22 protein-coding genes are annotated in these 26723 nt (G+C 34.0%); 21 read left to right on the top strand and 1 reads right to left on the bottom strand.

Annotated elements, in window-relative coordinates; genetic code table 11:
- Positions 1 to 479 precede the first annotated feature (479 nt).
- The gene (locus A9G32_RS03800; protein WP_176701311.1) at positions 480 to 1907 is read right to left on the bottom strand and encodes a phosphoethanolamine transferase; all 1428 of its coding nucleotides are present in this window, start codon (positions 1905 to 1907) and stop codon (positions 480 to 482) included.
- Positions 1908 to 2387: 480 nt separating this feature from the next.
- Here A9G32_RS03800 and A9G32_RS03795 point away from each other — a divergent pair, with 480 nt between their 5' ends.
- The 21 genes from A9G32_RS03795 to A9G32_RS03700 all read left to right on the top strand — a co-directional run bounded on the left by A9G32_RS03795 (position 2388) and on the right by A9G32_RS03700 (position 26685).
- Positions 2388 to 2621, top strand: coding sequence for a Flp family type IVb pilin (locus A9G32_RS03795; protein ID WP_218055823.1), 234 nt, complete (start codon positions 2388 to 2390; stop codon positions 2619 to 2621).
- 106 nt (positions 2622 to 2727) lie between these two features.
- Positions 2728 to 4035, top strand: coding sequence for a CpaF family protein (locus tag A9G32_RS03790; RefSeq protein WP_081296737.1), 1308 nt, complete (start codon positions 2728 to 2730; stop codon positions 4033 to 4035).
- Positions 4032 to 4958, top strand: a complete 927-nt coding sequence (locus tag A9G32_RS03785) for a type II secretion system F family protein (RefSeq protein ID WP_065590812.1) — start codon at positions 4032 to 4034, stop codon at positions 4956 to 4958. The genes A9G32_RS03790 and A9G32_RS03785 overlap by 4 nt, the downstream gene beginning before the upstream one ends.
- A gap of 3 nt (positions 4959 to 4961) precedes the next feature.
- The gene (locus tag A9G32_RS03780) at positions 4962 to 5840 is read left to right on the top strand and encodes a type II secretion system F family protein (protein ID WP_081296736.1); all 879 of its coding nucleotides are present in this window, start codon (positions 4962 to 4964) and stop codon (positions 5838 to 5840) included.
- Between the two features lie 13 nt (positions 5841 to 5853).
- Positions 5854 to 7266, top strand: a complete 1413-nt coding sequence (locus A9G32_RS03775) for a tetratricopeptide repeat protein (RefSeq protein ID WP_065590814.1) — start codon at positions 5854 to 5856, stop codon at positions 7264 to 7266.
- A gap of 50 nt (positions 7267 to 7316) precedes the next feature.
- The gene (locus A9G32_RS03770; protein ID WP_065590815.1) at positions 7317 to 8201 is read left to right on the top strand and encodes a hypothetical protein; all 885 of its coding nucleotides are present in this window, start codon (positions 7317 to 7319) and stop codon (positions 8199 to 8201) included.
- A gap of 2 nt (positions 8202 to 8203) precedes the next feature.
- Positions 8204 to 9640 (top strand): type II and III secretion system protein family protein, encoded by a 1437-nt coding sequence (locus tag A9G32_RS03765; RefSeq protein WP_065590816.1) that lies wholly within the window; start codon positions 8204 to 8206, stop codon positions 9638 to 9640.
- Between the two features lie 18 nt (positions 9641 to 9658).
- Entirely contained in the window at positions 9659 to 10822 is a 1164-nt protein-coding gene (locus A9G32_RS03760) for a hypothetical protein (RefSeq protein ID WP_065590817.1), read from the top strand.
- Between the two features lie 30 nt (positions 10823 to 10852).
- Positions 10853 to 11323, top strand: coding sequence for a TadE/TadG family type IV pilus assembly protein (locus A9G32_RS03755; protein WP_065590818.1), 471 nt, complete (start codon positions 10853 to 10855; stop codon positions 11321 to 11323).
- 27 nt (positions 11324 to 11350) lie between these two features.
- Positions 11351 to 12121, top strand: coding sequence for a tight adherence pilus pseudopilin TadF (tadF, locus tag A9G32_RS03750; protein WP_065590819.1), 771 nt, complete (start codon positions 11351 to 11353; stop codon positions 12119 to 12121).
- Between the two features lie 135 nt (positions 12122 to 12256).
- Entirely contained in the window at positions 12257 to 14119 is a 1863-nt protein-coding gene (locus A9G32_RS03745) for a hypothetical protein (RefSeq protein WP_065590820.1), read from the top strand.
- Between the two features lie 15 nt (positions 14120 to 14134).
- On the top strand, positions 14135 to 15493 hold the full coding sequence (locus tag A9G32_RS03740) for an RCC1 domain-containing protein (RefSeq protein WP_065590821.1): 1359 nt from the start codon (positions 14135 to 14137) through the stop codon (positions 15491 to 15493).
- An 8-nt stretch (positions 15494 to 15501) separates the two neighbouring features.
- A complete protein-coding gene (locus A9G32_RS03735) occupies positions 15502 to 15951 on the top strand; it encodes an A24 family peptidase (protein ID WP_081296735.1) in 450 nt (149 codons plus the stop codon).
- A gap of 450 nt (positions 15952 to 16401) precedes the next feature.
- Positions 16402 to 17637: an NRAMP family divalent metal transporter gene (locus A9G32_RS03730; RefSeq protein ID WP_065590822.1), complete on the top strand. Its 1236-nt coding sequence runs from the start codon at positions 16402 to 16404 to the stop codon at positions 17635 to 17637.
- 14 nt (positions 17638 to 17651) lie between these two features.
- Entirely contained in the window at positions 17652 to 18428 is a 777-nt protein-coding gene (locus tag A9G32_RS03725) for a LamB/YcsF family protein (protein ID WP_065590882.1), read from the top strand.
- A gap of 121 nt (positions 18429 to 18549) precedes the next feature.
- Positions 18550 to 20157, top strand: a complete 1608-nt coding sequence (locus A9G32_RS03720) for an urea amidolyase family protein (protein WP_065590823.1) — start codon at positions 18550 to 18552, stop codon at positions 20155 to 20157.
- Complete coding sequence (locus A9G32_RS03715) at positions 20141 to 21898, top strand: acetyl/propionyl/methylcrotonyl-CoA carboxylase subunit alpha (RefSeq protein WP_065590824.1); 1758 nt, start codon at positions 20141 to 20143, stop codon at positions 21896 to 21898. The genes A9G32_RS03720 and A9G32_RS03715 overlap by 17 nt, the downstream gene beginning before the upstream one ends.
- 132 nt (positions 21899 to 22030) lie before the next feature.
- Complete coding sequence (locus tag A9G32_RS13190; RefSeq protein WP_218055821.1) at positions 22031 to 22390, top strand: hypothetical protein; 360 nt, start codon at positions 22031 to 22033, stop codon at positions 22388 to 22390.
- Positions 22391 to 22453: 63 nt separating this feature from the next.
- Positions 22454 to 23380, top strand: a complete 927-nt coding sequence (locus tag A9G32_RS03710; protein ID WP_218055820.1) for an SWIM zinc finger family protein — start codon at positions 22454 to 22456, stop codon at positions 23378 to 23380.
- Positions 23370 to 24029, top strand: a complete 660-nt coding sequence (locus A9G32_RS03705; protein WP_065590825.1) for a hypothetical protein — start codon at positions 23370 to 23372, stop codon at positions 24027 to 24029. The genes A9G32_RS03710 and A9G32_RS03705 overlap by 11 nt, the downstream gene beginning before the upstream one ends.
- On the top strand, positions 24004 to 26685 hold the full coding sequence (locus A9G32_RS03700) for a hypothetical protein (RefSeq protein WP_065640639.1): 2682 nt from the start codon (positions 24004 to 24006) through the stop codon (positions 26683 to 26685). The genes A9G32_RS03705 and A9G32_RS03700 overlap by 26 nt, the downstream gene beginning before the upstream one ends.
- The last annotated feature ends 38 nt before the right edge of the window (positions 26686 to 26723 follow it).

Genomic DNA, 26723 nt, shown 5'->3' with positions numbered 1-26723 from the left:
AAATGTATAAACTAATAACAATAACATTAAGGGCAGAACTCTTTTTATCCCACATAATTTCATAAAATATAACCTCATCCTATATTTGTGTATTTACTAGTTAAAGGTAACAGTTGATTTTGTTACTCCAGCCCTTAAATATCCTCTAGAATATCTCGCCACGTACAGCTACCGCGTATTCAATATAAAATATTTTCTAGTCTGCTTATATATTTGTTTATTTTTTCTTATTTATTTACAATTTCTGTTTTTTCCCAGTAGTTATCTGTTACATATGTTCTACATATAACGTGCTGTTATTGTTCATTTTGGCAAAACTATATCATATACAATATCTTTTTATTTTCTTTTTATTGAAAGATCGATAGCCTCTAGTATGTAATAACAAAAAGGAGCTATATTTTTACGCCCCATTTAATATTTTGTATAAAACCAATATCCTATCCCTATCAATTCCTCAACGTATAATAGGTAACAAATTAATGTTTGTTAAGTACTTCTAAAAAAGGCATGACACTGCTGTTTGGCATAAAAACTCGATCATTGTTTTTTTCTTTGTCAAGGATAACTGGATCAATCTCATAGCCTAACAGATTAGAAAGAATATATTTATTCATAAGCCCACTTAAATAGCCGTCTTGTCCCCGAAATGATTCAATAAATTGGCAATTATATCGTTGATTGGTTGATATAAACATAAAAGGGATTAGGAACTGGTCAACATTGTCACCTATACCATGCCCAACATTCACAATTTCGCCATGATCCGAGGTATAAATAACGGTATAGTTGTTACTATATTTATTAATAACATCATATAATGCTTTGATTGCACGGTCGGTGTGATGAATAGTTAAATCATATTCTTCGACATCAGGTAAAGCCAACTTATCAACTTCATCATAACCTTTTGTATAGGGTTGATGGCTACCGCGCAAATGTACAAAAATAAATTTTTTTGGAGAATTATCTTTTTGTAAGGTGTCTTCTAATAATTGACTTAAATTAATATCCAGAATATCTTCAGTAAAAGTGATAACATCGCTTTTACGTGCAATAAAACCAAACTTAGTATTAAATGTACCTTGAATTTGTTGCCCAGCCGATGCTAACCAATAGGTTTTGTAATGATTGAACTTAGCCATCTCAATAATCGATTTATTATCAAATAAATTATCATCACTTTCGGGCACATTGAATGAAAGTGTCATAGGTATAGAATCCCGAGTAAAGGCTGCCGCTGAGTGGCTATTTGGGATAATACATCCGCCATTTTGACTAAAAATATTGGTCATAAAAGGCGTAGTTTGTTGATGATAACCGTAAGTGCTATAGCGGGAAACTAAAGAAGATTCGCCCATAATAAATACGATCAAGTCGTTATCAGGCTTACTAGGCGGCAAAAGAATAGCTTCATTAAATTTTTCAATTTCATGGGTATTTGAATAAATATCTGTTGATGCATAACTGGCCAAAAGATAGGATAAATCGCCTAGCACAGCAGGGAATATTGTTCGAATTACACTAACACTACTTTTAAGATGACCATTTTTAATGTCAGACTTTAGTGATGATTTAGTTACTAGGAATAAAAGAACAACGGATAGTATAAGTATATACAAAGATAGGGGGACAAAAATCCTAAATTTAACGAAAATTAATTTTTTAAGAACAAATAAAATAAGAAAGGTTGTAATAAATGCTGGACCTATTATGAGCAAAGCCTGTTTAGTCATTGACATTACTTCGTGAGAATTAGTCTCAATAATAGAATCAAGTACTCCCTCTGATATTATTTCTCCATAAAAAATACAATAATTAATTTCAGATAAAAAAAGAAATAAAAATAAAAAGCCAAAGACAACAATGGGTTTATGACGACTACTAATACTTGTATGTACTAACACAATAAAACATAAAGTTGTTATTGTAATTAGATAAAAAAAAGGATTCTCAAAACAAAATCCATTCCGCTGTGTACCAGACTTAGTAAGGTAAATAAAAGCAAAAATAACACTAATAAAAGTATAGATTAACAGTAAAATTAAACGGGAACTTTTTTTAATTCCATATGATTTCATAATATATTTTAGTTATCTTATCGTTATTTTGTAAAAATTATAATAATCAATTATATTTTTTCAATTAAATTTTATTAAATAGAGTGCATTATTGTATTTTTAAAAATACATCTTTTTGAAAAAAAAGAAGTAATATAATTATGTTAATGGTGAATATTTACTCAATAACCATGATTTGAATCATTAAAATACAATTTTCGATCGATAGCTAGTCATTTCAATTTTATTAGTGTATGATATGTACACTTCTTGATAAAGAAGTATAAATTTTTAGTAATAATTTTAAAAATTTAAAAGGAGAAAATAATGATGTATTTATCAGCAATTCGTGCTCAAGCAAGAAATTTTTTAGGTAAATTTGTTAAAAATGAGCAAGGCGTAACAGCAATTGAATATGCAATTGTTGCAGCTGGTGTTGCTACTGTTGTATTCGTTGTCTTTAAAGGTGATGGTCCAGTAGCCACAATGTTAAGTGACGTTTTTAGTACTTTAAAAACTAAAGTAACTTCTACAATCAATGCTGTATCTACTGCTGGTTAATTAGTTTGAAGATAATGTATTATTATCTTTGTTAAGTCAAAGTTACTAGCACGAGTTAAAGTGCTAGTAACTTTTTTGTAATGTAAAAAATAATATAATAAATGTTATGGCTGATGGACAATCTAAGTTTTCTGATGAATGGGGTAGAGTTCGTGATTTGGTTTTTCAAGTACTTGATCTTGATTTAATTGAGCAATTAAAAAACGAACCCAATCGAGTTTTGCGTGAAATTCAAACAATAATCAGAGATATTGTTAATTCTGGCAATGCTTATATTACTGCCGATGAATCGGGTGTATTGGCAGGTATGATTTGCGATGAAATTATTGGTTATGGTCCAATTGACTCATTAATGAAAGATGAAACGGTTAATGATATTTTAGTCAACGGCCCTTATAGTATTTATGTTGAACGGGGCGGGATCCTAGCCAAAACGGATAAGTTTTTTATAAACGAACGTCAACTACTTGATATCGCAAGACGTTTAGTCAATAAAGTCGGTAAAAATATTGATGAGGCACATCCGTTAGTCGATTCACGGATGCCCGATGGTAGCCGACTTAATGTTGTTATTCCTCCAGTTGCCATTGATGGAACATCGATGTCAATTCGTAAATTTGGTACTGGCCGTCGAACATTTCATGACTTGATCAACTATGGTTCACTAAATGAGGACATGGCTAATTTTTTAGTTATTGCTGCTCGATGTCGAATGAATATTATTGTTTCAGGTGGAACAGGTTCTGGTAAAACAACAATGCTTAATGCACTGTCTGGATTTATAGGTGAACATGAGCGAACTATTACACTTGAAGATGCCGCTGAATTAAAGTTGCAGCAAGATCATGTGCTTAGACTGGAAACCAAATCAGGTGGTGAGGATGGTCGTGGAAGAGTAACTATGCAAAATCTCTTAGTTAATGCATTGCGTATGCGACCAGATCGAATTATTTTAGGGGAGTGCCGTGGTGAAGAAGCTTTTGAAATGCTTCAAGCTATGAATACCGGTCACAATGGTTCAATGTCGACATTACACGCTAATACTGCTAAAGATGCTTTATCTCGATTAGAAAGTATGATCATTATGGCTCAACCTGAATTACCTATTGTTGCAATTAGACATTATATTGCTTCTTCCGTTAACTATATTATTCAGGCTTCACGCCTTCCAGATGGACAACGTAAAGTAATGAGTATTACTGAAGTTATGGGATTAGAATCTGATAATATTGTTACTCATGACGTTTTTAAGTTTAAAATTCATGACGAAAGAGATGGAAATGGTAAGATTCAAGGTGAATTTGTCTGTAATGGATTAGTTAGGCGATCTGCACTTTATGATAGTGCTCAATATTATGAAATGTCAGATGTGTTAGAAAAACTAATGTTAAATGCAGTAGGTTTAAAAACATGATTCTACTTCTTTCGCTTGTGCTTATTTTTGTTGCCGTTATAAATATTTTTGCATTGCATCGCCGTAGTGGGCGATTACAAGTATTTTATAATGTCGAAACTAAAAATACTTCGTTATCAAGTTTGGTCGAAAGACAATTATCTCAAAAAAAGCAATCCTTTTGGGAACGCATCAGCTTTAGTATTAAAATGATGATTAGAGCTGATTACAATTTTCTTGTAATAGGGCAATCAAAAAGTCGGTTGTTTGTTTATATTTTTGCAGGTACAGTTGCGGGTATCATATTGAATGAAAAGTATATTAACTATAATAGCTATTTTGCTACTTTAGTTAGTATTATTACCACAATTGTTATAATTATTTTTATAAAAAAAAGAAAGTTAAAAAAAGAGTTTTACGATACATTTCCTGAAGCATTAAACACCATTACAGGTGTTGTGTCATCTGGTGGCGCAATAACAACAAGTTTTAAAACGTGTGGAAATTCTATTGGTGGAATTGTTGGTGAAGTAATGAAGGATGTGGATAGCCGAATTGAAATTGGTGAAAATATTGAGGATGTGTTAATAAGATCTTATTTAAAGCTTCCATTTCCAGAATATTATTTTTTTATTTTGACAGTAATGGTTAATCTAGATAGTGGTGGAGAATTAAAAGAAGTTCTTAGTCGGTTAACAAAAATGTTAATAAACAATCGAATTTTAACTAAAACTAGAGACGGTAAAACGGCGGAATTAAGAATGACTATGAAAATACTAGGCGGTATGCCTTTTGCTTTTGTATTTATTCTTAAATTTGCTTCACCAGCAAATTATGAACAATTGGTTGGCACAATGGTTGGTCATTATATTTTATATTATATATTTGGTAGTGTGGCTATTGGGCTTTTCATTATAAAAGGAATGGTTAGTAAGGTCATTTAAATTATGATGAATTTATTAAATATATTAATTCCCATTATTTTAATTTTTATAGGTAGTAGAGAATTAGTCTGCTTATATTTGTTGCATCAAAGAAAAGAAAAACTTAATTTGTTATTAAATAATGAAAATGAAGAAAAGAGAACACCTAAAAAGCATATTAACCAAAGAAATCTTGCTTTTGAGAGACTCGCTGCAAAAAATAGTATAAGCTTAACTTTTTTGCGCCGTTTTCAAGAACAAAATAGTTGGAAGATTTACGCTATCATTATCGGATTTTCATTTTTTTATCTTGTGAATCAAATATTTTCTTTTATTGAACTTAGTTCAAATATATTACTAATTGTATTATTCTTTATTATTATTATAGTCATTATTCTGCCTGATAGATTAGTAAAAAAACAGACAGAAAAAAGAATTAAAAGAATTTCACAAGATTTACCATTGATCATTGATATGATGGCAATTATGGTGAAATCAGGCATGACAGTCGAAAATGGTTTTAGATATTTAAGCACGAGAGTAAAACCAATTAATAGGGATGTGGCAACTATTTTAGAAAGAGCTTGTTTAATGATGGATGTTAATGGTATCGAGCTCGCTATTGATTTAATTTTGAAAGAAGTACCGTGTAAAGAAGTCAGAATGTTTTGTATTACTTTAAAAAGGAGTATTAGTTATGGTAATTCGATTTATGACGCTTTATTAGAATTATCAGCTGAAATCAGAGAAGTACAAAAATTAACAATAGAAGAAAGAATCGCTGCTATTGCAGCTAAAATGACAATGCCGATGATGGTATTCTTTTTAGTTCCTGTTCTTGTTGTTGTAGTTGCGCCAGTTATTATGAATATTATATCGACATTAAGTCAGATGAATAATTAGGGATCTAGAGATAATGAATGACTTTTTAAAATTCTGTAAACCAAAAGTGTTAATAAATCCGAAATTTATTGCGGTATTTTCAATATTGTTTGTTGCTACTGGATGTCAAAATAGTACCTTAAGATATGATTTAAATGAGCAGCAAAAAATTTTCATTCATGAAACCACAAAAAATTATGGTGGTTTAATTGAGCTTTATAAACAACGTTTACAAAGATCTGATACTGAAGATACAAGATATAAACTTGCTCAAGTCTATTATTTATCTAATGATTATGAAGCGGCAAAAAGAACATTAACCCCTGTTTTAAATAAAAGCAAAAATGATAATCTTTTTGTTTTGTATGGTCATGTTGAATCAAAAATGGGGAATAGTGACACTGCATTAGAATATTTAGACAAAGCAATCACGATTAATCCTAAAAACGGTGAAGCATATAATGTAAAAGGTATTGTTTTGTTAAAAAAGAAACAATACGATGCTGCACGATATTCATTCAATCTAGCTAGAGAAAACTTTTATGATGAGAACAAAGTCACAAATAATCTAGCTATGCTATCAATTTTGAATCAAGATTATAATGAGGCTTATAAGCACTTAAATATTTTATATACAAAAGGATATCGTGACCAAACCATTCTTCATAACTTGCTTTACACGTTAGTTAAATTAAATAAAATTCAATTAGCTAAGTCATTTTGCTTAGGGCATAGGTTATCTAATGAGCCAGAAATATTAATACAAGAACTAAAACAGATCGAGCCAATTAAAGCGATTAAATTTAATGAAATTGTGCCAGCGCAAAGTGAAAATCAAAAGCAGTATACAATTGAAAAATCGGCATCACAAAAGGTAAATAAAACGGACAAGAAAGTTGTTAAGCCTGAAAAAGTAACTAATTCACAAACAACTGATAAGTCGGAAGTTAGTGCTAAATTATCGAGTGTGGCTAAATTAGATTCAGAAACTGAATCCAAAACAGCTTCTCAAGCTACTGCAACTAATTCGGCAGTTGTTAATAAAACAGATTCTAAACAAAATAATCAAGTCAATCGGGCGGCGACTCAATCGACTATTTTAGCTGTTCGATCTGGCGAACATCGAAAATTTAGCCGAATAACTTTTGAAACAGTTAGTCCATTAAATAAAAATCAATACGTAATTGAAAAAATTTCACCAACAGAGTTCAAATTATCGTTATATGACGTAACCCTTCCTAGCAAAGGAATAAATTATATCATTAACCAAATTTCTCGTAGTGCTCGTGATTTTGCCAATGTTACAGGAACTTTAACTGCCGAAAAAACATTAGTTTTACAAATAAAAACAAAACAAGACTCAATAGTGAAGGATTTCGATGCAGGCCCTAATTCTAAGGGTAAAGCTCATTGCTTTGCATTTGATTTTTATTTAGAGAATAAATAAGTGCAAAAAAAATAATAATAACAATAGATATAAAATTTTAGGGAGTTTGCATGAAACAAAAAAGAATAATTGTTCTATATATATTAATGTTAGTTGTGGGACTGGCATTACTATTTACTAAATCATCGCCTGAACCTGTTGCTGAGCCCATAGTTCAGCAACCAGTTCAAGTTAAAGAAGAACCTAAAAAAGAAGAACCCAAGACAGAAATCATAACTGTAGCTGCTGCTAAACGTAGTATTAGTAAAAGCAAAATTTTGACTAAGGATGACTATTATTTTAAATCGATAGAAGTCAAAATTGGGTCTAATGACAAATCCAAATATATAGGCGATGCAGCAAAAATCGATGCTTATGTTGCTAAAAATAATATTGCAAAAGATACATTTATAGAAAGAAGTTTTATTGCTGCACCTAATTCAGAGGAATACTTAATGTCAGTGATAAAAGAAGGAAATTATATGTTTCCATTCAAATTGGATCAAATTGATTCATACTTGGTAAAAAATCTAAAGAGTGGCGATCTTGTTGATCTTTATATATTTTATAGTGATGATGAAATAGCTAAGTCTAATACTAATAGTAAAAATTATGAAGGAACTAGATTAGTTTCACCTAGTGATGATTTTGTTAAAAATCGCATAAAACCAATTATTGTTGGTAAAAAGATTCTCTATATTGATCTAGGAGATACAATAGACCAAAAATTTCAGAGAAAAGAGGTAGGACAAGTTCAATTAGAGCTTTCAAATCAAGAAATTAAATTATTAAGAACACTAATGACCAATTCCACAGTTATGATGTATCCAAGTACTTATAAACAAAATGTTGATGATGGATTACGTTTGTTAAGTGATAAAGAAAAGAAATGGCCATTAACTGATAAAGCTATTTTCTCAAAGAAAAAACAAATTAATTTGCTAAAAGGGAATTAAGAATGCTAATAAAAGTTAAACCAATTATGAACAAAATTAAACTGCTAGCTTGTTTATTATCAATTAGCTTCTCTCCGTTGGTTTTTGCTAATACTCACAATTTACAGATTGGACAAAGTAAAACAATTGTTTTACCTGAGAATGTAGGTACGGTTTTTATTAGCCAAGACAGCGTAGCAAATTATGAAGTTGTTGATGGTAAATCACTAATTATATATGGTAAACAAAATGGTAGAACTAGTTTACTTGTTTATGATGATGCAAATAATATTATTATTAATGACACCATTAATGTCGATCCACTTTTATCTCAAATTACAAATAGGTTAGCGCAAAACTTTCCAAATAGTAGCGTAACAATAGATCGTTACGATAACGGTGACCCAAGTGGTAGATTTGTCTATGTACTAAATGGTACTGCACCCGACACTACAACAAAAGGTAAAATCATGGCGCTTGTAGGTACACTTGTTGGGCAAAATGCAGAGCGAATACGGAATAGAGTATCGGGTGAAGATTTTGTCAACCAAGAACTTACATTCCAAGATTACTATGTATATAACAATATTATTGATAATATTAGAGTAATTGAAGAGTATCAAGTTAATGTCAGATTGACTTTTGTTGAAGTTAGCAAAACTTTTACTGATTCATTGGGTATTGAGTGGCAAAGCTTAACTTTGGATAGTATGGCCAAAGGTCAACAAGATCTTAAGATGAACAATATTGGCGAGTTCACTCTATTAGGTCTAAAAAAAGGATTTAATATTCATAACATTACTACAATGATTCGTGCTATAAAAAATGATCGCCTAGCTAAAATTTTAGCACAACCTAATTTATCTGTATTATCTGGCGAAAGTGCAGCATTTCTTGTTGGTGGTGAGATTCCCATTGTGACTAAAGGTAAAGATGGTGATTCTGAAGTTACTTATAAAGAGTATGGCATTAAATTAAATATCAGTACTAAAGTAAACAATGACAAACGCATTAGATTATTTATTAATAACGAAGTGAGTTCGGTTGCTGGTTCATATGCTTTTAATAACTATAATATACCGACTTTACAAACTCGAAAAACAAGTTCTACTATTGATTTATCTGATGGTGACAGCTTTGTTATTGCAGGATTAATTAGTGAACAGGACTCAGAAACATTATCTCGTATTCCTTTTGTTAGTGAAATTCCTATTTTAGGAGCATTGACTCGTAGTACTACAACAGGTCGTGAAAAGACTGAAATGGTCGTATTTGCAACAGTTAATTTAGTTACACCTAATAATAGTTTTGATGGTGTAGAATTACCGATTTTAGAGCGAACAGATGCAGTAAATAGTTTCTTTAATATTAAGAATAATATGGATAAACAACGCCGAAAAACAGTACCAATATCTAATGAAAGTGAAAAGTTTATTAACGATATGGGTTTTATTGAATAAAAAATTAGTGGGATTTTTATGCAATTATTTGGTAATAAAAAAGATAAAGATATATCAAAAGAACCATCACAAGAATTTGTAGTTGGACGCATTTCTGGTTTTCAGATCGCTATTTTAAGCAAAAGACCTGAATTGATTGAAAATATTCGTTCGGTGCTTTTCCTTTATAACGTGTTAGCCATGGAGATCTTCTCATTAGAATTATCTGAATTAAAAGAGGCCCCACGTTGGAATAAATATGATGCTATTATTTTAGATATTAAAGATGAAGGTGATGCTGAGCTATTATCTGAAAATGTCAATCGTTTTTTTCCAATTCAAGCATCAACAATACTTATTGGTAGCCATGATTCAATCCAGTTTTCTGAATTTTTATTAAAAAAAGGAATTCATTTTTTATTAGAGAATACTCAATTAGAGAAAATTCCTGATATCTTACACTCAAGGAGTATTACTCCACCAGGTTCTAGCCAAAGAGTCGGTAGCGTTATTACATTTTTAGGTTGTAAAGGTGGAATTGGCACATCATCATTAGCAGTTCATACACTAAAAAAAATCAGTTCGTTAACAAATTATCCGCTTCTTTATATCCAAGGTGCAACTACAAGCCCTAATGCAGATTTTTTATTTGAAACACCAATTCCTCAAGATGGTTCAATTGTTGATATTGAAATGTCTTTACGAGTAAAAGTTGAACTTGCTGATAAGGCTTGGAAATATGATGATCTAAATTCAGGTCGATTCAATATTACTGTTATTGATCAAAATATGGGATTGCAATCTTCGTTTAAGCATTTTGATGAAATCATAAAGCTTTCAAACATTGTGTTTATTGTAATAAATAGAGATCCCTTTTCAATCAAAGTTGCTAAGAGAATTTTGGAGGAAATCGCACGTATTAGTACACAAAATACGGATTTATTAAATAAACGTTTTTTGGTTTGTTTAAATGAAAACCTTCCTTATGATAAAAAAAATGCTTTACAAAATGAGGATATTGAAGAATTCTTAGGTAGAAATATCGATTTTACACGCAAATTTATTCCAAGATTAGATAAATTTAAAAAAGCACATACTAGCAGTGAAATAAATGAAATGGCTGCGGCTATTATTGGTAATAAAAAAGTTAAAAAAAATAAACAAAAGATGTCTTTTTCAATATTAAAGAAAAAGAAAGATTAATCGTTAATATAATAGAGTAGAGCAAAAATTATGTTTAAATATTGGAAATTATTCTTCGGTAAAAAAAATGCAAGTGTTTCGATAGAGTTTGCAATTGTTTTTCCTTATTTAATTGTTCTATTTTTATTTGTACTAGAATTTAGTCGAATTATGATTATTGGTTCGGCTTTAGATCTGGTGACTACAGAAATAACTAGAAAAACGGCGATTTCTCAAAATGCAGACTATAATCAACAGTTGCAGGAATTGATTAATTCTGAAGTACCTTTATGGCCTTATATAGCAGAACCACAAAAATTTGAAATAACTGTGAAATACTGTAAAAAAATTGATGAGGCAATTAATAATAATTGCCTAAATACTCCTGTTAGCGATGCTCCAATACTATTATTTGAATTGAAGTATGACTACAATGCTATATTCTCCAAGCAGTTTGGTCGTATACTTGACAGCTCTCTGGAAAAGAAGACTATTGTTTACCGTGAGTTTTTATTAAAATAATTGATAATTAAAGGAATGAAATAGCAAATGAGATATTCTGATAATTTTTTTCGTAATAAAGACGGTATAATTTCAATAGAGTTTGCAGCATGTTTTTGTTTGTTTTCACTTTTAGTATTTATTATCTATGATACTTACAGTAGTATTATGTTACAAAATAGATTAGAGCGGGCAAATTATACTGTAGCTTCTATTTTTCGTGAAAGATCAGCAATTTATCCAGTTATAAATGGCTCGACAGTTCAAGAGGTGGCTGCATTATGTGCTGATTCTAACTCCTGTTTTAATTCTCATGAGTTATTCGATGGTACCCAAGTGGAAGAACTCAGCCGCCTAGCAAGTTCATTACTAGATGGACGTAATGTTACTTTAAAAGTCGATAGTTTATTTATTTTTCAAAATGTTGCTAACCCCAAAAGCTTGGCTCATGCGCAACTTGTTAATCTAAGCGCTAGTTCTTGCTCCTCTGGTGTATGTAATGATGGTGGTATTGGGGACTATTTTAATTCGTTACCCAGTATGACTGATAATTCAAATAACTCACTTACTGACTATTCCAAACTTGTTCCATATGTTGAACGTGCTGCTGATCCCACAACAGGGTTAGCGGGGCGTTGGATTCCCTTATATCGAGTTAGTATGTGTATAGTTAACGAAGAAAGCCTTTATTTAAAATGGTTTAATTCAAGCAGAAAAGCTACCGATACTATACCAAATTTATGTAGCAATATTGTAGTGTTATCACGTTGTAATGATATTTCAAGATCTAATGGAAATTGCCCAATTTATTATCAGTAATCAACACACTTTTGAGAGTATTATATGAACTATAATAAACATAAACAAATTAATCATAAGAAATCTTTTTTTAAGTGTTCTTCAGGGAGTGCTACTATAAGTTTCGCCTTGATGTTTCCCACAATGCTAATTTGTATGTTAGTTTCAATAAATTATACTCAAACAATGCGCGACCGTGCAAGGATCTCAGAAGCGACTAACGAAGCTTCGTTGGCGATTATCGCATTAAACAATGAAAATGCTGATAAGACAGCAATTGAACAAAATCGCAAAATGGCATTGAACTATATTAATTATTTTGTTTATCAAAAAATTAGTGATGATTTAGTAGAAGATGCCGATGCCTCTATTAATATAGAATATAATAAAAACACAAAGGTATATAGTATTGCCTATAAACAGAAAGTTGATTCCTTAACAAGTAGTAAAGACAAAGGAAAAGTTGGTGAGTTAAATCAATCTATGATTGTTAGCAATAAAACTGAAAGTTATGGTAATACAAAGAAATTTAATAGATATGACTCATTTGATATTGCTCTTATTGCTGATTTTTCAGGTTCAACAACATGCCAATATGACGATACAAGTTGTAATGAATACTCTTCTCAAAATGGAAATAGTGATCAGCAACGCCTTCAATATATGAAAAAAGCAATAGCTGATATTATTAATCAGTTTAAAGGATCCTCAGAGATTAAATTTGCATTAGTTCCTTATGATATTGGTGTGCCAGTTCAGCAAAACACTGAAAACCTAGTTGATGCTGAGAATGGTGAGAGCTATGGTTGTTCAGTTATGTACAAATTGAAAAAAGGCTATGATGAAGTTGATTATAACTTTTGGGCAAATAAAAACATTGCATATGCTAGATGGCGTAATTTAATGGAAAGCGGAGAGATTAAGAACTATTTAGATTATGACTATTTGGGTAAATATGCGAATACGGTTACTTATTATTTAGATTATTTTAATTATTTTTATTATTCACAAATAATTGGACCTGCTAAAGATTTGAATAATGATAGTGCCTTAGTGCGCGAAAAATTGTGCCGCGCTAGAGATCAAGATGAAGTGCTTAATATGGGAAGAGCAAAGTATGCTTGTGGTGAAGATCGTCCTGATTATCCATTGCGTGATGAAAATAAGAAAACTATTGAAAGCCAATATGGTAGGGTTGTTCAACTATATGACCTCATGTTTTCGGGAAAGCCTGATGTACATTATTCATTTGCTAACGGCAGAACAATTGATGTACAAGCTACATTGGATACATTGTTCAGTGGTATAAAAAGTAATACAATAACGTTTAATCGACCTATTTCGCCTACTGTTAGTGATTTTTCACCATTTTTTGGAATGTGCCAATCGCCTTTATATAGTAATAACATAATGAGCGAAGAGGTGATTAATTTACCAACTAACCATCAAAGGTTTTTAGAAGCATCAAAGCATATTGGAAAATTTAAGGCGTTTCCTCGTTTAGTCCCTTTTAGTGAAAATGGAAATCATAATTCGGTTTTACTAGATTATATCAAGAATGGGAATTGGCAACCTGGCGGAGGAACAGATACTATGACGGCTTTGTTAAGGACAGTCCCAGTAATGGCAAATGGCTATGCTAATAATAAAATGATGATTATTATTACAGACGGTAAAGACGATGTTGGAGCAGATATTCTCAGAGACGTTTTTTTGAACAAAGGTGTTTGCCAAGAAATAACGACTGGATTAACTTCAATAACTAATGAAAATAGTGGCTATATTGAAAAAGCAGCTAACACGGCGACGATCCACTATATAAAACTCGATCCTAATGCAGCCAATTTAACAACAGATAGACAATATGAACTAGTATATGGAAAATGGTTTACTAAATGTATGAAGGGCAATAGAGAATATTTACACGATGCTCAAGATTATCAGAGTTTATTTGATACTATGAAAAAAATTATTCAGACAGAAACGGGTAATTTTGTTAACAAAGATGAATCTGATTAATAGAGGTTAATCTAAATGAAACTAACTAAATTAATGGTATTTTTTGCATCATGTTTATGCTTTTCATTATTTGCAAACGAAAGAAAAAGTGATGCCGTCGTGTTGACAACAAAATCATTTGTAAAAACTCCTACTTCAACTAACTCTATTGATACAGGAATTACGATAGAAAATGGAGATGTTTGGCTTACAGGTTACAGAGATGCTGGGATATCAGGTAGTGGTTCTTTGGGTTATAGTTCTTCGAAGCCTCCTTACAGAGTAGAATTTTTTGTCAAGAAAGGGATTTATATTACGCAAATAGCGGCAGGAGCATATCACCAAATTGCTCTTGATGATCGTGGTGATGTTTGGGCATGGGGTGACAATCGAGCTTGGCAAGCATCAGCTATTAAGGCTGGAAATCTAGGAGGTTATCAAACTATACCAACCTTAGTTTTAGAAGGTAAAGATGTCATCATGATAAATGCTGGGGAATATACTTCTTTTGCTTTAACCCGAAGTGGGGAGGTTTATGCTTGGGGAACATCAGCTTACGGCCAAATGGCGAATGGTTCGCTAGTTATTGGACCAACAGTACTTCATCGTATTCCTCAATCATATTTTCACGATAGTCCAGTTGTGTTGATTGGGGCGGGTTATGAATCTGCCTGGGCTATAAATGAACGTGGTGAAGTTTTTGCTTGGGGAGATGATGAGTCAAATCAATATGGGTTTAGGCATAGTATCATGGGAATACCAGTACATGTTTACCAGACATACCCTGTGCAAATTACTAATCTTCCCCCTGGTATTAGTGGTGGAGATATAGTAACTATTACGGGAGGGAACCGCTATACTGCATTTTTAACTTCGGAAGGTGAAGTGTGGGCTATGGGGGCAGCCAATCATTTAGGTATAGGATTTGGTTATCTAGGAAGTGAAAAAAAAACACCTCTAATGTATGAGGTTGATAAGGATGGAAATCAATATAAAGTAGATAACGAGCTAGATGTAGCCGATCCCCAGTTTGTTATGGATAATGTTAATACGCTTTATTGCCGATATGGAGGGTGTTGTGCCATCACTAATGATGGGGAACTATATACATGGGGGGTAACGGTTGCGGCTAATGATAGACACAATTGGCAGATAATGTATGGTTATATACCAATAAAAAGGGATATTATTGGTAATTTGACTAAAATCGATGGAGGTAAAGAGAGTCTGATTTATTGGAATGATGAAGGACAAGCTTTTGGAGTAGGCTGGAATAATTGGTATAAATATTATTCACCAGTGAACCCTGTTAGCTGGCCAGGAGTAGAAATAAAAGAATTGCCAAAAGCGATGAAAGAAGTTTATGGTAAAGATTTTGTTCCTGGTCGAGGATAAAGACTATAATGATTAGCCAAGAATTAATTAATGATATTATCATTTTAGCTATTTGGGCATGCTTGTTATTTTCATGTTATACGGATTTAAAATATCGAACTATCTCAAATAAAATTGTTATAATAATATTCATTTTAGTTATTTTGAATTTTGCCTTTGGCAAAGGGCAGCTAGATTATATTGCATCAGCTATATTTTTAATTTGTGGTCTATTCATGTTTTATTGTCGACTTGTTGGTGCTGGAGATATAAAATTAATTACTGTTCTTTTGATTTCTATTCCAATAAACAGTGTGCCGTTTTTCTTAGTCGTTATTACCTTTTTGGGGTTACCAATGGCAATCATTGCAATAATATACAGATCCTTCAAAAAAAATTCTGTTACATTGCCTTATGGGCTTGCCATTAGTGGTAGCTATTTTTTAACATCAATAACCTTATTTGAGGTTATACTGTAATAACTAACTTGTAGTTAACATCTTAAATATAATCGCATTTTTATAATAAATATCAATGTTTCCCATCCTCAATAAGGCGGGCGGGAAACTCTTTTTTAACCTGCAAACACTTAATAACTGTTATTCCTTAAAAAATATTTGAAATACTCTTACACATAGCTATATAAAAATTATTATGTTTTAGTCACTTTTAATAAAAAGTTTATCCCCTTATTTTAAGAATATGTATGTATACCATTTTGGTGCATATCAGGTCTTTATTAGAGTATTATAAGTTTATTACTTTTTAATGATGAATCATTATAATTATTTTTAATTAGTTTTTTGCTTAAAAAACAGTAATTATATTAACTAACATTTATCAAACTTTGTTTAAGTTATGGCATAGTTATTGCTTATAAATAACATTGGATAGATTTGTAATTATAAATATTTAGAGGAAACATCCGTATGGAAAATCATAGCAGTAGTACTGTTGCTTTTGTTAAAAATCGGCGTGCTTCATTAATCAGTGCTATTTTTTTAATGGCAACATCAGCAATTGGCCCAGGCTTCATTACTCAAACCGCTACCTTCACCGTTACGCTTGGTACTGCTTTTGGATTTGGTATTTTAGCCTCTATTATTATCGATTTTGTTGTTCAGCAAAATATTTGGCGAATTGTGGCATTAACCAAAATGAACTCTTCAGATATAGCTAATGCAACCATTCCATTTAGTGGTTATTTGCTGGCGGTGTTAATTATATTTGGTGGATTAGTATTTAATATTGGTAATATAGCTGGTGCAGGTTTAGGTTTAAATGCATTGGTTGGCCTTGATCCTAAATGGGGAGGGGCAATTAGTGCACTTTTAGCGGTTTACATATTTTCTTCCCGTAAAGCGAGTCATTTTATAGATCGTTTGATGATTGGTTTTGGTTTGTTGATGATTTTTTTGACACTGTTTGTGGTGTTCGCATCGCATCCACCGATTGGTCAAGCTTTAAAAGAGACAGTGCTTCCAAGCCATGTTGATTTTGCTTCAATTACGACCATAGTTGGTGGGACAGTTGGCGGTTATATTTCTTACGCAGGCGCTCACCGTTTACTTGATAAAGGTATGGTTGGTGTAGAGCATATTGATTATGTTTCAGGCGCAGCCACAAAAGGAATTGTCGTTGTTGGTTTAATGCGTTACATTTTATTTTTAGCGATTTTAGGTGTCGTGGCAAGTGGTGTGACAATTGATATTTCAAGTTATGCTGCTAACCCTGCATCGCAAGCATTTCAAGCGGCTTTGGGAGAGTTTGGATTGCGCCTTTTTGGTTTGATTTTATGGGCAGCAGCCATCACTAGTGTTATTGGGGCAGCTTATACTTCAATGACGTTCATTACTCCGTTTAAACGTACTATTACAGACAGACAACGTCAGTTTGCTACCATTATTTTTATTGTTGTTTCGCTTGCAATTTATTTAATTATGGGGACTGCACCAGTATCATTATTAGTCTTTGCTGGTGGTTTTAATGGTTTAGTTTTACCGCTTGGGTTAACTATTTTTGTTTATATTGGTTGGCGACGAGCTGATCTTATGTCTGGATATCATTATCCAAGATGGTTATTACTTTCAGGCGTAGTTGTGTGCGCAATTACTTGGTATATGGGCATAATGTCGGTCGCGACTATTTTTAACTATTTAAAATAGAGGACAATATGACAATCACCAAATGTATTGATTTAAATAGTGACCTTGGCGAGAGCTTTGGTCAATGGCAAATGGGTAATGATGAAGCAATGCTAAATGTTGTTAGCAGTGCGAATATTGCTTGTGGATTTCATGCAGGTTCGCCTGCTGGCATTTTAAAAACGTTGAATGCCGCTAAAGCCAATAATGTCCAAGTGGGTGCTCATGTTGGTTACCCTGATTTAGTGGGATTTGGTCGTCGTAATATGGATATAGCAACTGATGAGTTAACCGCTGATGTGATTTATCAAATTGGCGCACTTAAAGGATTAGCCACATCAATCGGTACCAAAGTGAGTTACGTTAAACCACATGGCGCATTATATAACACCATTGCGCATGATAAGCGTCAGGCAATGGCGGTGATTGATGCGCTTTGTGCGGTTGATTCGACATTGACTTTGGTTGCTCTTGCAGGCTCAAAATTGATTGAATGGGCTAAAGAAAGTGGCTTAAGCGTCGTTGCTGAAGCGTTTGCTGATAGAGCTTATCATGCTGATGGTACATTAGTTTCTCGTAAAGAGGTTGGAGCGGTATTGCATGATCCTGATCTAGTTGCCGACCGTATGTTACAATTGGTTAATGATGGTGGCGTGATGTCTATCGAAGGGCAATTTGTGAGTATTGATGCAGGATCCATTTGTGTCCATGGCGATAGTGCAGGTGCTTTAGGCATGGCACAAAAAGTACGACAAAAACTACAACAAAATGGCATTCATATTGCCTCGTTTACTAAAAGTAATAATAACTAAATTAGTTAATATTTTGAAAAAAATTAATTAAATTAATAAAAAAATAAAAATATGATTAAACCAAACAATATAAAATATGTATTGTTAGTGATTGGATATTGATCATATTTCGAGGTACTTAATGCGATTTTTACCCGTTAATATCGATGCATTTATCGTAGAATTAAACAGCCTTGAGCAAACCATGGCGCTTACTGATGTGCTTCAAGGTGTTATTGCTGATTGGCATATCAAAGAAATAATCCCAGCGGCACGAACCCTATTAATCCGTTATAACCCCATTGTAACCAATGCTAATATACTTGCTGAGCAGATTGCTCAATTAGATATTTCGGCAAGCGTTATGCAATCAGGCGAACAGGTAATAATACCTGTTCGCTATAATGGTGAAGATTTACCTCAAGTGGCAGACTATCTTGGCATAACGGTTGCCGAAGTCATTGCAAGGCACACTGATAACGAGTATCAAGTGGCTTTTTGTGGCTTTGCTCCTGGATTTGCTTATATGGTATCTAAAACGGCTCAGCTTAATGTGCCACGTCGAAGTTCGCCACGAGTCCGCATTCCAGCAGGATCTGTAGCTTTGGCCGGGGAATTTAGTAGTGTTTACCCACAAGCAAGCCCTGGTGGTTGGCAATTGATTGGCATTACAGATACGGCAGTTTGGGATATTTATCGTGATGAGCCAGCGCTGTTCAAACCTGGTACTCGGGTTAATTTTATTGATGTGAGCCAATCGAAAACAACTTATCATTTACCTGCTCATTTATCAGTAGCTAAAAAACAAGATGATCTTGTTGAGCAACAAGATATAACAGTATTAACGACAGGATTGCAAACATTGTTTCAAGACAATGGCCGAATTGGGCAGGCGGCGTTAGGCATTTCTGAATCGGGAGCGATGGATAAAAACGCATTACACAGTGCCAACCGCGTGTTAGGTAATTCAATTAATGAACCAGCGTTAGAAATTACCCAAGGTGGTTTTAGCGCCCAAATAAATAGACCAATGTTAGTTGCTGTGACGGGCGCTATATGTGAGATCACAATAACCACCATCCAAGGTGAAATCTATACTACTCCTATGTATCGGCCAATTCAATTAGAAGCAGGTGATATTATCCGTTTAGGTAATGTAAAATGTGGCGTTCGTAGTTATTTAGCTGTGCGTGGCGGTTTTCAAGTAACACCTATTTTAACCAGCTGTGCTTTTGATACGCTTGCACAAGTTGGGCCCTTACCACTAAAATCGGGTCAAATGTTGGCGATTAAGCAAGCAAAAACGTTAAATCCAGTATCATTATCAGAAACTCCTATGATTAATTACCCAACTAGTGATGATATAGTAGTGTTAGATATTGTGCTTGGACCACGTACCGATTGGTTTACTCAGCAATCGATAGCGCTTCTTACTTCACAGTTGTGGTCGGTTACTCCAGCTTCTAACCGTATTGGCTTGCGTTTATCTGGAAAGGAACCGTTAATTCGTGAAAAACAACAAGAATTACCTAGTGAAGGTACCTGTATTGGAGCAATACAAATACCAGCTAATGGACAACCTGTATTATTTTTGAATGATCACCCTTTAACAGGAGGTTATCCTGTTATTGGTGCAGTATGTAATTATCATTTAGATTTAGCAGGTCAAATTCCAGTCAATGCTAAAATAAAGTTTAATCCTATAGGGATGTTTAAAGAATTTGAAGGGAGTGATGTTGATCATGTCTGAAAATAATCAAACAATAACGCATAAAGTATTAATTGCTAACCGTGGCGAAATTGCCGTACGCATTGTGCGTGCTTGTCGTGATATGGGATTTTTATCTGTTGCGATTTATGCTGATGCAGATATTAACGCACTTCATGTACAAATGGCCGACGAAGCTTATGGGCTAGCAGGCAATATGCCAAGCGAAACGTATTTAGATATTGATAAAATTATTGCTATAGCTAAAAAATCAGGAGCAACGATGGTGCACCCTGGTTATGGTTTTTTATCTGAACGTGTTGAATTTGCAAAAGCGGTACAAGATGCAGGGTTAATTTGGGTTGGACCCAATCCCGAAACGATTGAAATATTAGGTGACAAAGTCAAAGCAAGGCAACTTGCATTGCAAGTGGGTGCGCCATTGGTTGTGGGAACAAAAGAACCAGCTAAAAACGCTAAAGAAGCGATCGAATTTGCCCATGCACATGGTTTACCTATTGCTATAAAAGCCGCATTTGGTGGCGGTGGTCGAGGCTTAAAAGTAGCTTGGAAAATAGATGAAGTAGAAGAGCTTTACCATTCAGCCGTGCGTGAAGCAACTGCCGCTTTTGGGCGTGGAGAGTGCTTTTTAGAACAGTTTTTACATAATCCTAGACATGTCGAAGCACAAGTTATTGCCGACAAATTAGGTCATATTGTTGTGGTAGGTACGCGTGACTGTTCATTACAACGTCGTAATCAAAAATTAATTGAAGAATCGCCCGCTCCTTTTATTAGCGAACAATTAACCGAACAAATAACCCAAGCATCAATAGCTATTTGTGCTAAAGCAAATTATGTTGGTGTAGGGACGGTTGAATTTTTGCTCAGCCAAGATGGCAAATTATCGTTTTTAGAAGTCAACACACGATTACAAGTAGAACATCCCGTAACGGAAGAAACAACAGGCATTGATCTTGTTGTTGAACAACTGCGTATTGCCCAAGGTTTGCCATTAAGCATTAATGAAACACCAAAACCTAAAGCACACGCTATTGAATTTCGTATCAATGCCGAAGATGCCGCTAATGGCTTTTTACCTGCGGCAGGTACCATTACACGCTTTGATGTGCCATTAGGAGCAGGTGTTCGCGTGGACAGTGGCGTAACGGTGGGGTCAACAATTCCTGCCTCGTTTGATTCACTGATGGCAAAATTGATTGTAGTTGGTCATAATCGACAACAAGCCATTGCTAGAGCTCGTCGTGCTTTGGCTGAGTTTTCTATTGAAGGGGTAGCTAGTGTGTTGCCATTTGCTCGTGCGGTTATTGAACATTCTGATTTTTTTGATGATTTTAAATTACATACACGTTGGATTGAAACTGAATTTACTACAACAATAGCACCAGCCAAAAGGCAAATACCACAAAAAGAAGCAGCGTTGATACGCACATTTATTGAGATTGACGGTAAACGTTGTAAACTCGGTTTACCTGCACAACTCCTTGCAGGGTTATCCTTGCAAACGGAAGCTAATTTAGATACATCCTCAAGCGTGAAAGAAGAATTATCTGAATTGATTGTCCAGTCACCTGTTTCTGGTAGTCTTTTTAAATGGGTGATCAATGATAATCAAAGCGTAAACGCAGGCGATGTCATTGCTATTATGGAAGCCATGAAAATGGAAGTTCAAGTTATTGCACATCGAAATGGTGTGCTAAAACAAATACTCAAAGAAGGCAATTATGTTAACGCAGGATCACCTGTTGCAGAAATCATTTAGATAACGCTGATAAAACAAGAATGTTTTTCATCAAAATAGCAAAAAACATTAAATATAGACAATATATTTTGTTTGTTTTATGCTCATTAGCATGATGTTTTGTCTATTTTTAATGTGTTAGGATGATTTATATTGAAGTTTTCTCAGCAATCAAAACTCACTAACGACGTATTAGCCTTAGCGTTATCGCCAGCCTTAACACCAGATGGAATTATTGACAACCCTCAATTTTTTGCTGGTTATGCACTTTACCCACAAATTCTTGCTAGATCTTTACTGGTTCTAGCTGATATTACTGCGACCCGATATTTTAAACCAGTGCCGGTAGCTTTTCGTGATCCTATTTTATCTGCACAAGGGAATCAATTAAGAGCAGAGGTTTTTTCTGCCTGCAATAGTGTTTATGCTCGTTTAGATTTGTTACAACAAGGGTTTGATGGACAAATATTACGAGGCACAACCAATGTAGATATTGGTATTAGCTTAAGGTAAGCGCTAACTCAGGTTAATAATAGAGACAAACTTCATCTTAATATTGGTAATCAAGGTTTGGCTATGCGCCATATCCAAAAACAAGATGAAGATGTAATTGGAATAAAGGCCATTATTGAGCGCCCTGTTGCAATGCCAGATAGGTGGATTCGAGCACTTGGTAATGTAGCTGAAATTCATACCAAAATGGTCGCTGTTTTTACGGTAACGGGAATACAAGCACAAACCTTTATTGCAGGATTGCCAACCGTGACTAGTAAACATCAATCAAGCTGGCTAGTGCCATCTAATACTGGTATTAAATTGATGGCTCAAGGCGGTCTCGATAGTGTGTATATTTCTGGGCTACATCGGTTAAGTGCACTTAAGCGATTAACGACCAATGTTAAGCGTTTAACTTTTTATCAGCTAGCAAGTGGCGAACAAGGACCCTGCATGGTTGAAGTTGAACTCGACGGTGCAAGACTTACTTTGAGCTTAACTGCACAGCCATGGCAAGGCTATTCTGGCGAAGGTGCCTTACTTGAGCTGCTTGCACCAAAACAGCAATTACAAAATGCTCAACTTGTTCAATCTATTTTACAATTTGATTCGCTGATCGATCTGACTCAGCTAGCGATAAAAACAGGGTTAAATACTCAGTGCATTAATAGTTCGCTGGCGTATCTAGCTGTTTCAGGTAAGTTGGGTTTTGATGTACACCAGAATGGCTATTTTCATCGTCAATTGCCTGAAGATCCTAATCGACTTATCAAAGATAATCCGCGTTTAAAATCGGCCTATAAATTGATTGAATGTATTGATCGGGTTGATGAAAACACATGGATGGTTTGCTCGAATAACGAAGACTATCGTGTCCGTTTTGTTAGGCAGAATAGTAAAATGACATCACAATGTACTTGCTCATGGTACCTGAATCATCAACTCAAAAAAGGGCCGTGTAAACATATTTTGGCAGTGCAAATTAAGGAAAATATTTATGAATGCTAACTTAGCAAAAGCCGAAGTGATTTTTACTTCTTTGAATTGGAACAATGTCACAGCTGATAATATTTTACAACAACCGTTAGGTAGCAAAGAGCAGCAAAAGATTGCACTTTTAGGATTAAAAAGTGGCAAATGGGGTGACTATGTCAAAGTAAGCAACACTTTTGTATGGCAAGATTATGTTAAGTGTAATAAAGCATATTTAGCTTTGTACGCCATTCGGATTGGGGTATCAGTGAGCCGAGCGTTAAAGCTTGCTCATTATACTTATTCATCTTTGTTATTGCCGGTTATTATTGAACGAGGTGAAAATTACGCACAAAATTTTGTGCAACAAGCGTCTGCGCCTACAGATCTTGCTGTTCAGTTGGTTGATCGTTTAAATTTGGTTATTCCTAAAAATCAGAATTATATCGGCGGTTGGACGTTGTATGCGGCGGTTGCTATGCGTGGTGATGATGTTGTAAAGCATTTTTCAGTTGCTACTCATGATGCAGATGTTGTCAACCCTTTTTACGATAAAATTCCTCCAAATATAGCTCAATGTCAGCGTCGATTTATCGAACATATTCATATTGCTATAGCGATATACACCTGCTACACGGTCATTTATCGAGGTGCTTTGCTTGGGGGTAACATTAGGTTGGCTTGACCGAGAGCAAGCAAAAGAGTTACTTTTTTTAGCTTTAGATATCGCTATTCGTCCTATAGATCGTAAAGTATGGTTAGATACACTTTATGATTTAGGTATTACCGATGCTGAATTGTGCCAGCGAGTACCTGCTTTAATTCCGTTACTAGCCATGGGTGAATCTGCAATAATTAATCGATTAGCACCTGTTTTAATTCCCTTTGTTGATGATGAATTATTAATCGAAGTGATGACGGCATGTTTATCATCTAAAATAAAATCGGTCAAAAAATTAGTGTTAAAGATAGCCCTAAATCGCAAAGCGCCCCAAAATACTGATTTGTTTATGCCTTTGTTAAACCTATTACTTGACCAAACTGATGAATCAATTGTGGCTTTAACTAGCAAGCTAATTACACAGTGGCATCTTGATGATCATACCGTACAATCTAATTCCTCCGAATTACAACAACTTTGGCAACCAACACCGCCACTTTGGCAATTGCCGCCTTTTGAATTAGAGCCTATTTCCCCTGATGTATTAACTGAGTTAGCCTCTGAATTAGTAAAAAGAAACATATCTGGTCATGATAGTGTGACGGAAAGATTTTTAGCTGTAGCTAATATTATTGCTTATCACGATCCTCAAGCAGCAAAAGCGAGTTTAGCGGGTATAAAATTACGGGTTGATCAGCTTCTTGGTTTTCTATTTTATTGGCGTAAAGGCGAAGAGATTCCGTATCATAAATATTTGTCTGATTTATTAACAGCACGCGATTATATTGTTTGTAAAAACTTAGGCAAAATACCTTGTTTACTGTCGACACCAAGCATGAGTGATCTTTCAATAACAGTGGATGATCTTAGTCAACGATTAGCGATTTATCAACAGTTGAAAATTGATGCATTAGAGGCGGATCTGTTTTTAGCCTTGACTCGTCTTGATGTTTCGACAAAAACATCATCAACGATAGAAAAACTCAAGAAGTTAAATGTTGCAGTCGTTTTGCAATCAGGACAAAAAATGCCAATTGATGCTAGCTCTTTAGTATTACAGTATCTGGACGATCCATTAATCGAACCTAAATTAGCGTTAAATACTTATATTGAAGACGTACTGTCTTTACCACAATCATTAAATTATTTTCCTAAACGTATTGGAAATAACGGGTTTACAAAAATTCTTGCTATTTTCCCGTTATGGAACGATAGTGCAATACCGTCAGATATTGATTGGGCAACATATTACCATCAAGGTTTTGAGTTCCAGCAAATTGTTAACAGGCGTTCTCCTTTTGATTCACGTTCTGCAATGGCATTGTTAGCTATGCAACGCGCTAATTCGCCTTATGTGGCTAGCAATATGGCTCAAGCCGTAAACGATGCATGGCAAAGAGGTTTGCTTATTCCAGGTGTGGCGGATATTTTGTTACTGGAGCGATTTAGTCAGGTTCCTTGTCGTATAGCTAGTTTAGTGTCAGTATTAACCGATATTGCAAAACAAGGTATTCTTTCGGTGGTTTGGCCTATTTTGGATCAATTAATTATCGCATCATGTAAAGCACCAAGACTGTTATCTGGCACGCTTGAAACTGTTGATGCGATAGCTGAGTTTTTACCAGAAGTTCAATATGCTGTCGATCAAGGCATAGCCGATGCCAATCAATTGCAATTACTTGGCATCAGAATGTTAGCCAGTAAAAAAGAGGGTAGTGCTAATGCGATTAAGAAAGCAAAAGCCATAGTTGAAAAACTACCTAAAATCGCCCCTTTAAAACAAGACGTATCGATGCGAGCTCCTGATGATTTTGACCAAGTATGGCCAAAACCGCAAAAGGCTAAAGTTGTGCCTGAAGATAATGTTTCAATTACTATTAGTAAGCCTGTAATAGAACAATCATCACGCTTTTCTAAAGCATTGGCTAAATCGTTAATGTTTACTTTAAAACTCCCCAATGTGTCTAATCAAGTTTTCCACATAGTAAAAAATGATTGGTATTATGATTTAGAATACGAATTCCAATGCGAAGCTTACCCAGCATTATCAAAAGATCAACAAGTTATACCTAATTTTCAATCAAGAGTTTGGTTACATTGGTGTATTAACAAACAGTTACTTGTTGTTGAGAAAACACGTAATTGGCAAGAAAATAACGATGGGCCATTATCAAGTAAATATAATTTGATTTTTTTAAACACAGATAATCTGATTTTTTCAAAATCGTTAGTGACAGTGATTATCGGATTATTGGCTCAAGACAGTGATACTTATAAAGCAAATTTTATTTTTGAAAAAAATGTTAAAAAAGGAATCATTGATGCAGATACCATGCGCAAAGCTATTATCTTGTTTCTTGATTATCCTGATTTAAGCCCCGCTAAATTAATTCGATTACTAGAAAAAAAGCCAAGTTTATTGCCAATATTTTGTCCAGTATTAATTGAATGCATTAAGTTTGTTGGAAATCTAGTAAAACAAGGTGAAAAAATACCTGCTTGGATTAATCGGATTTTAGATATGTCATTAAACTATGCTCCTTATTTGAAAGAGGCAACTAGGCGCGGTTATCTAACTGAACCTGATTCTCAATGGCAAGGCTTAGCGGATATTGCCCAAGCAAAAGCAAAATCAGTAGCAGTAAACAAAGCAAAACAACTACTTGAATTACTTAAGTAAGATGGTTATTTTTGGGAAATGATTAGAACACTTAAAAT

Source organism: Gilliamella sp. Gris3-2 (assembly GCF_001690345.1).
GTDB classification, from domain to species: domain Bacteria; phylum Pseudomonadota; class Gammaproteobacteria; order Enterobacterales; family Orbaceae; genus Gilliamella; species Gilliamella bombi.
This window is presented reverse-complemented; position numbering and strand designations above follow the sequence as displayed.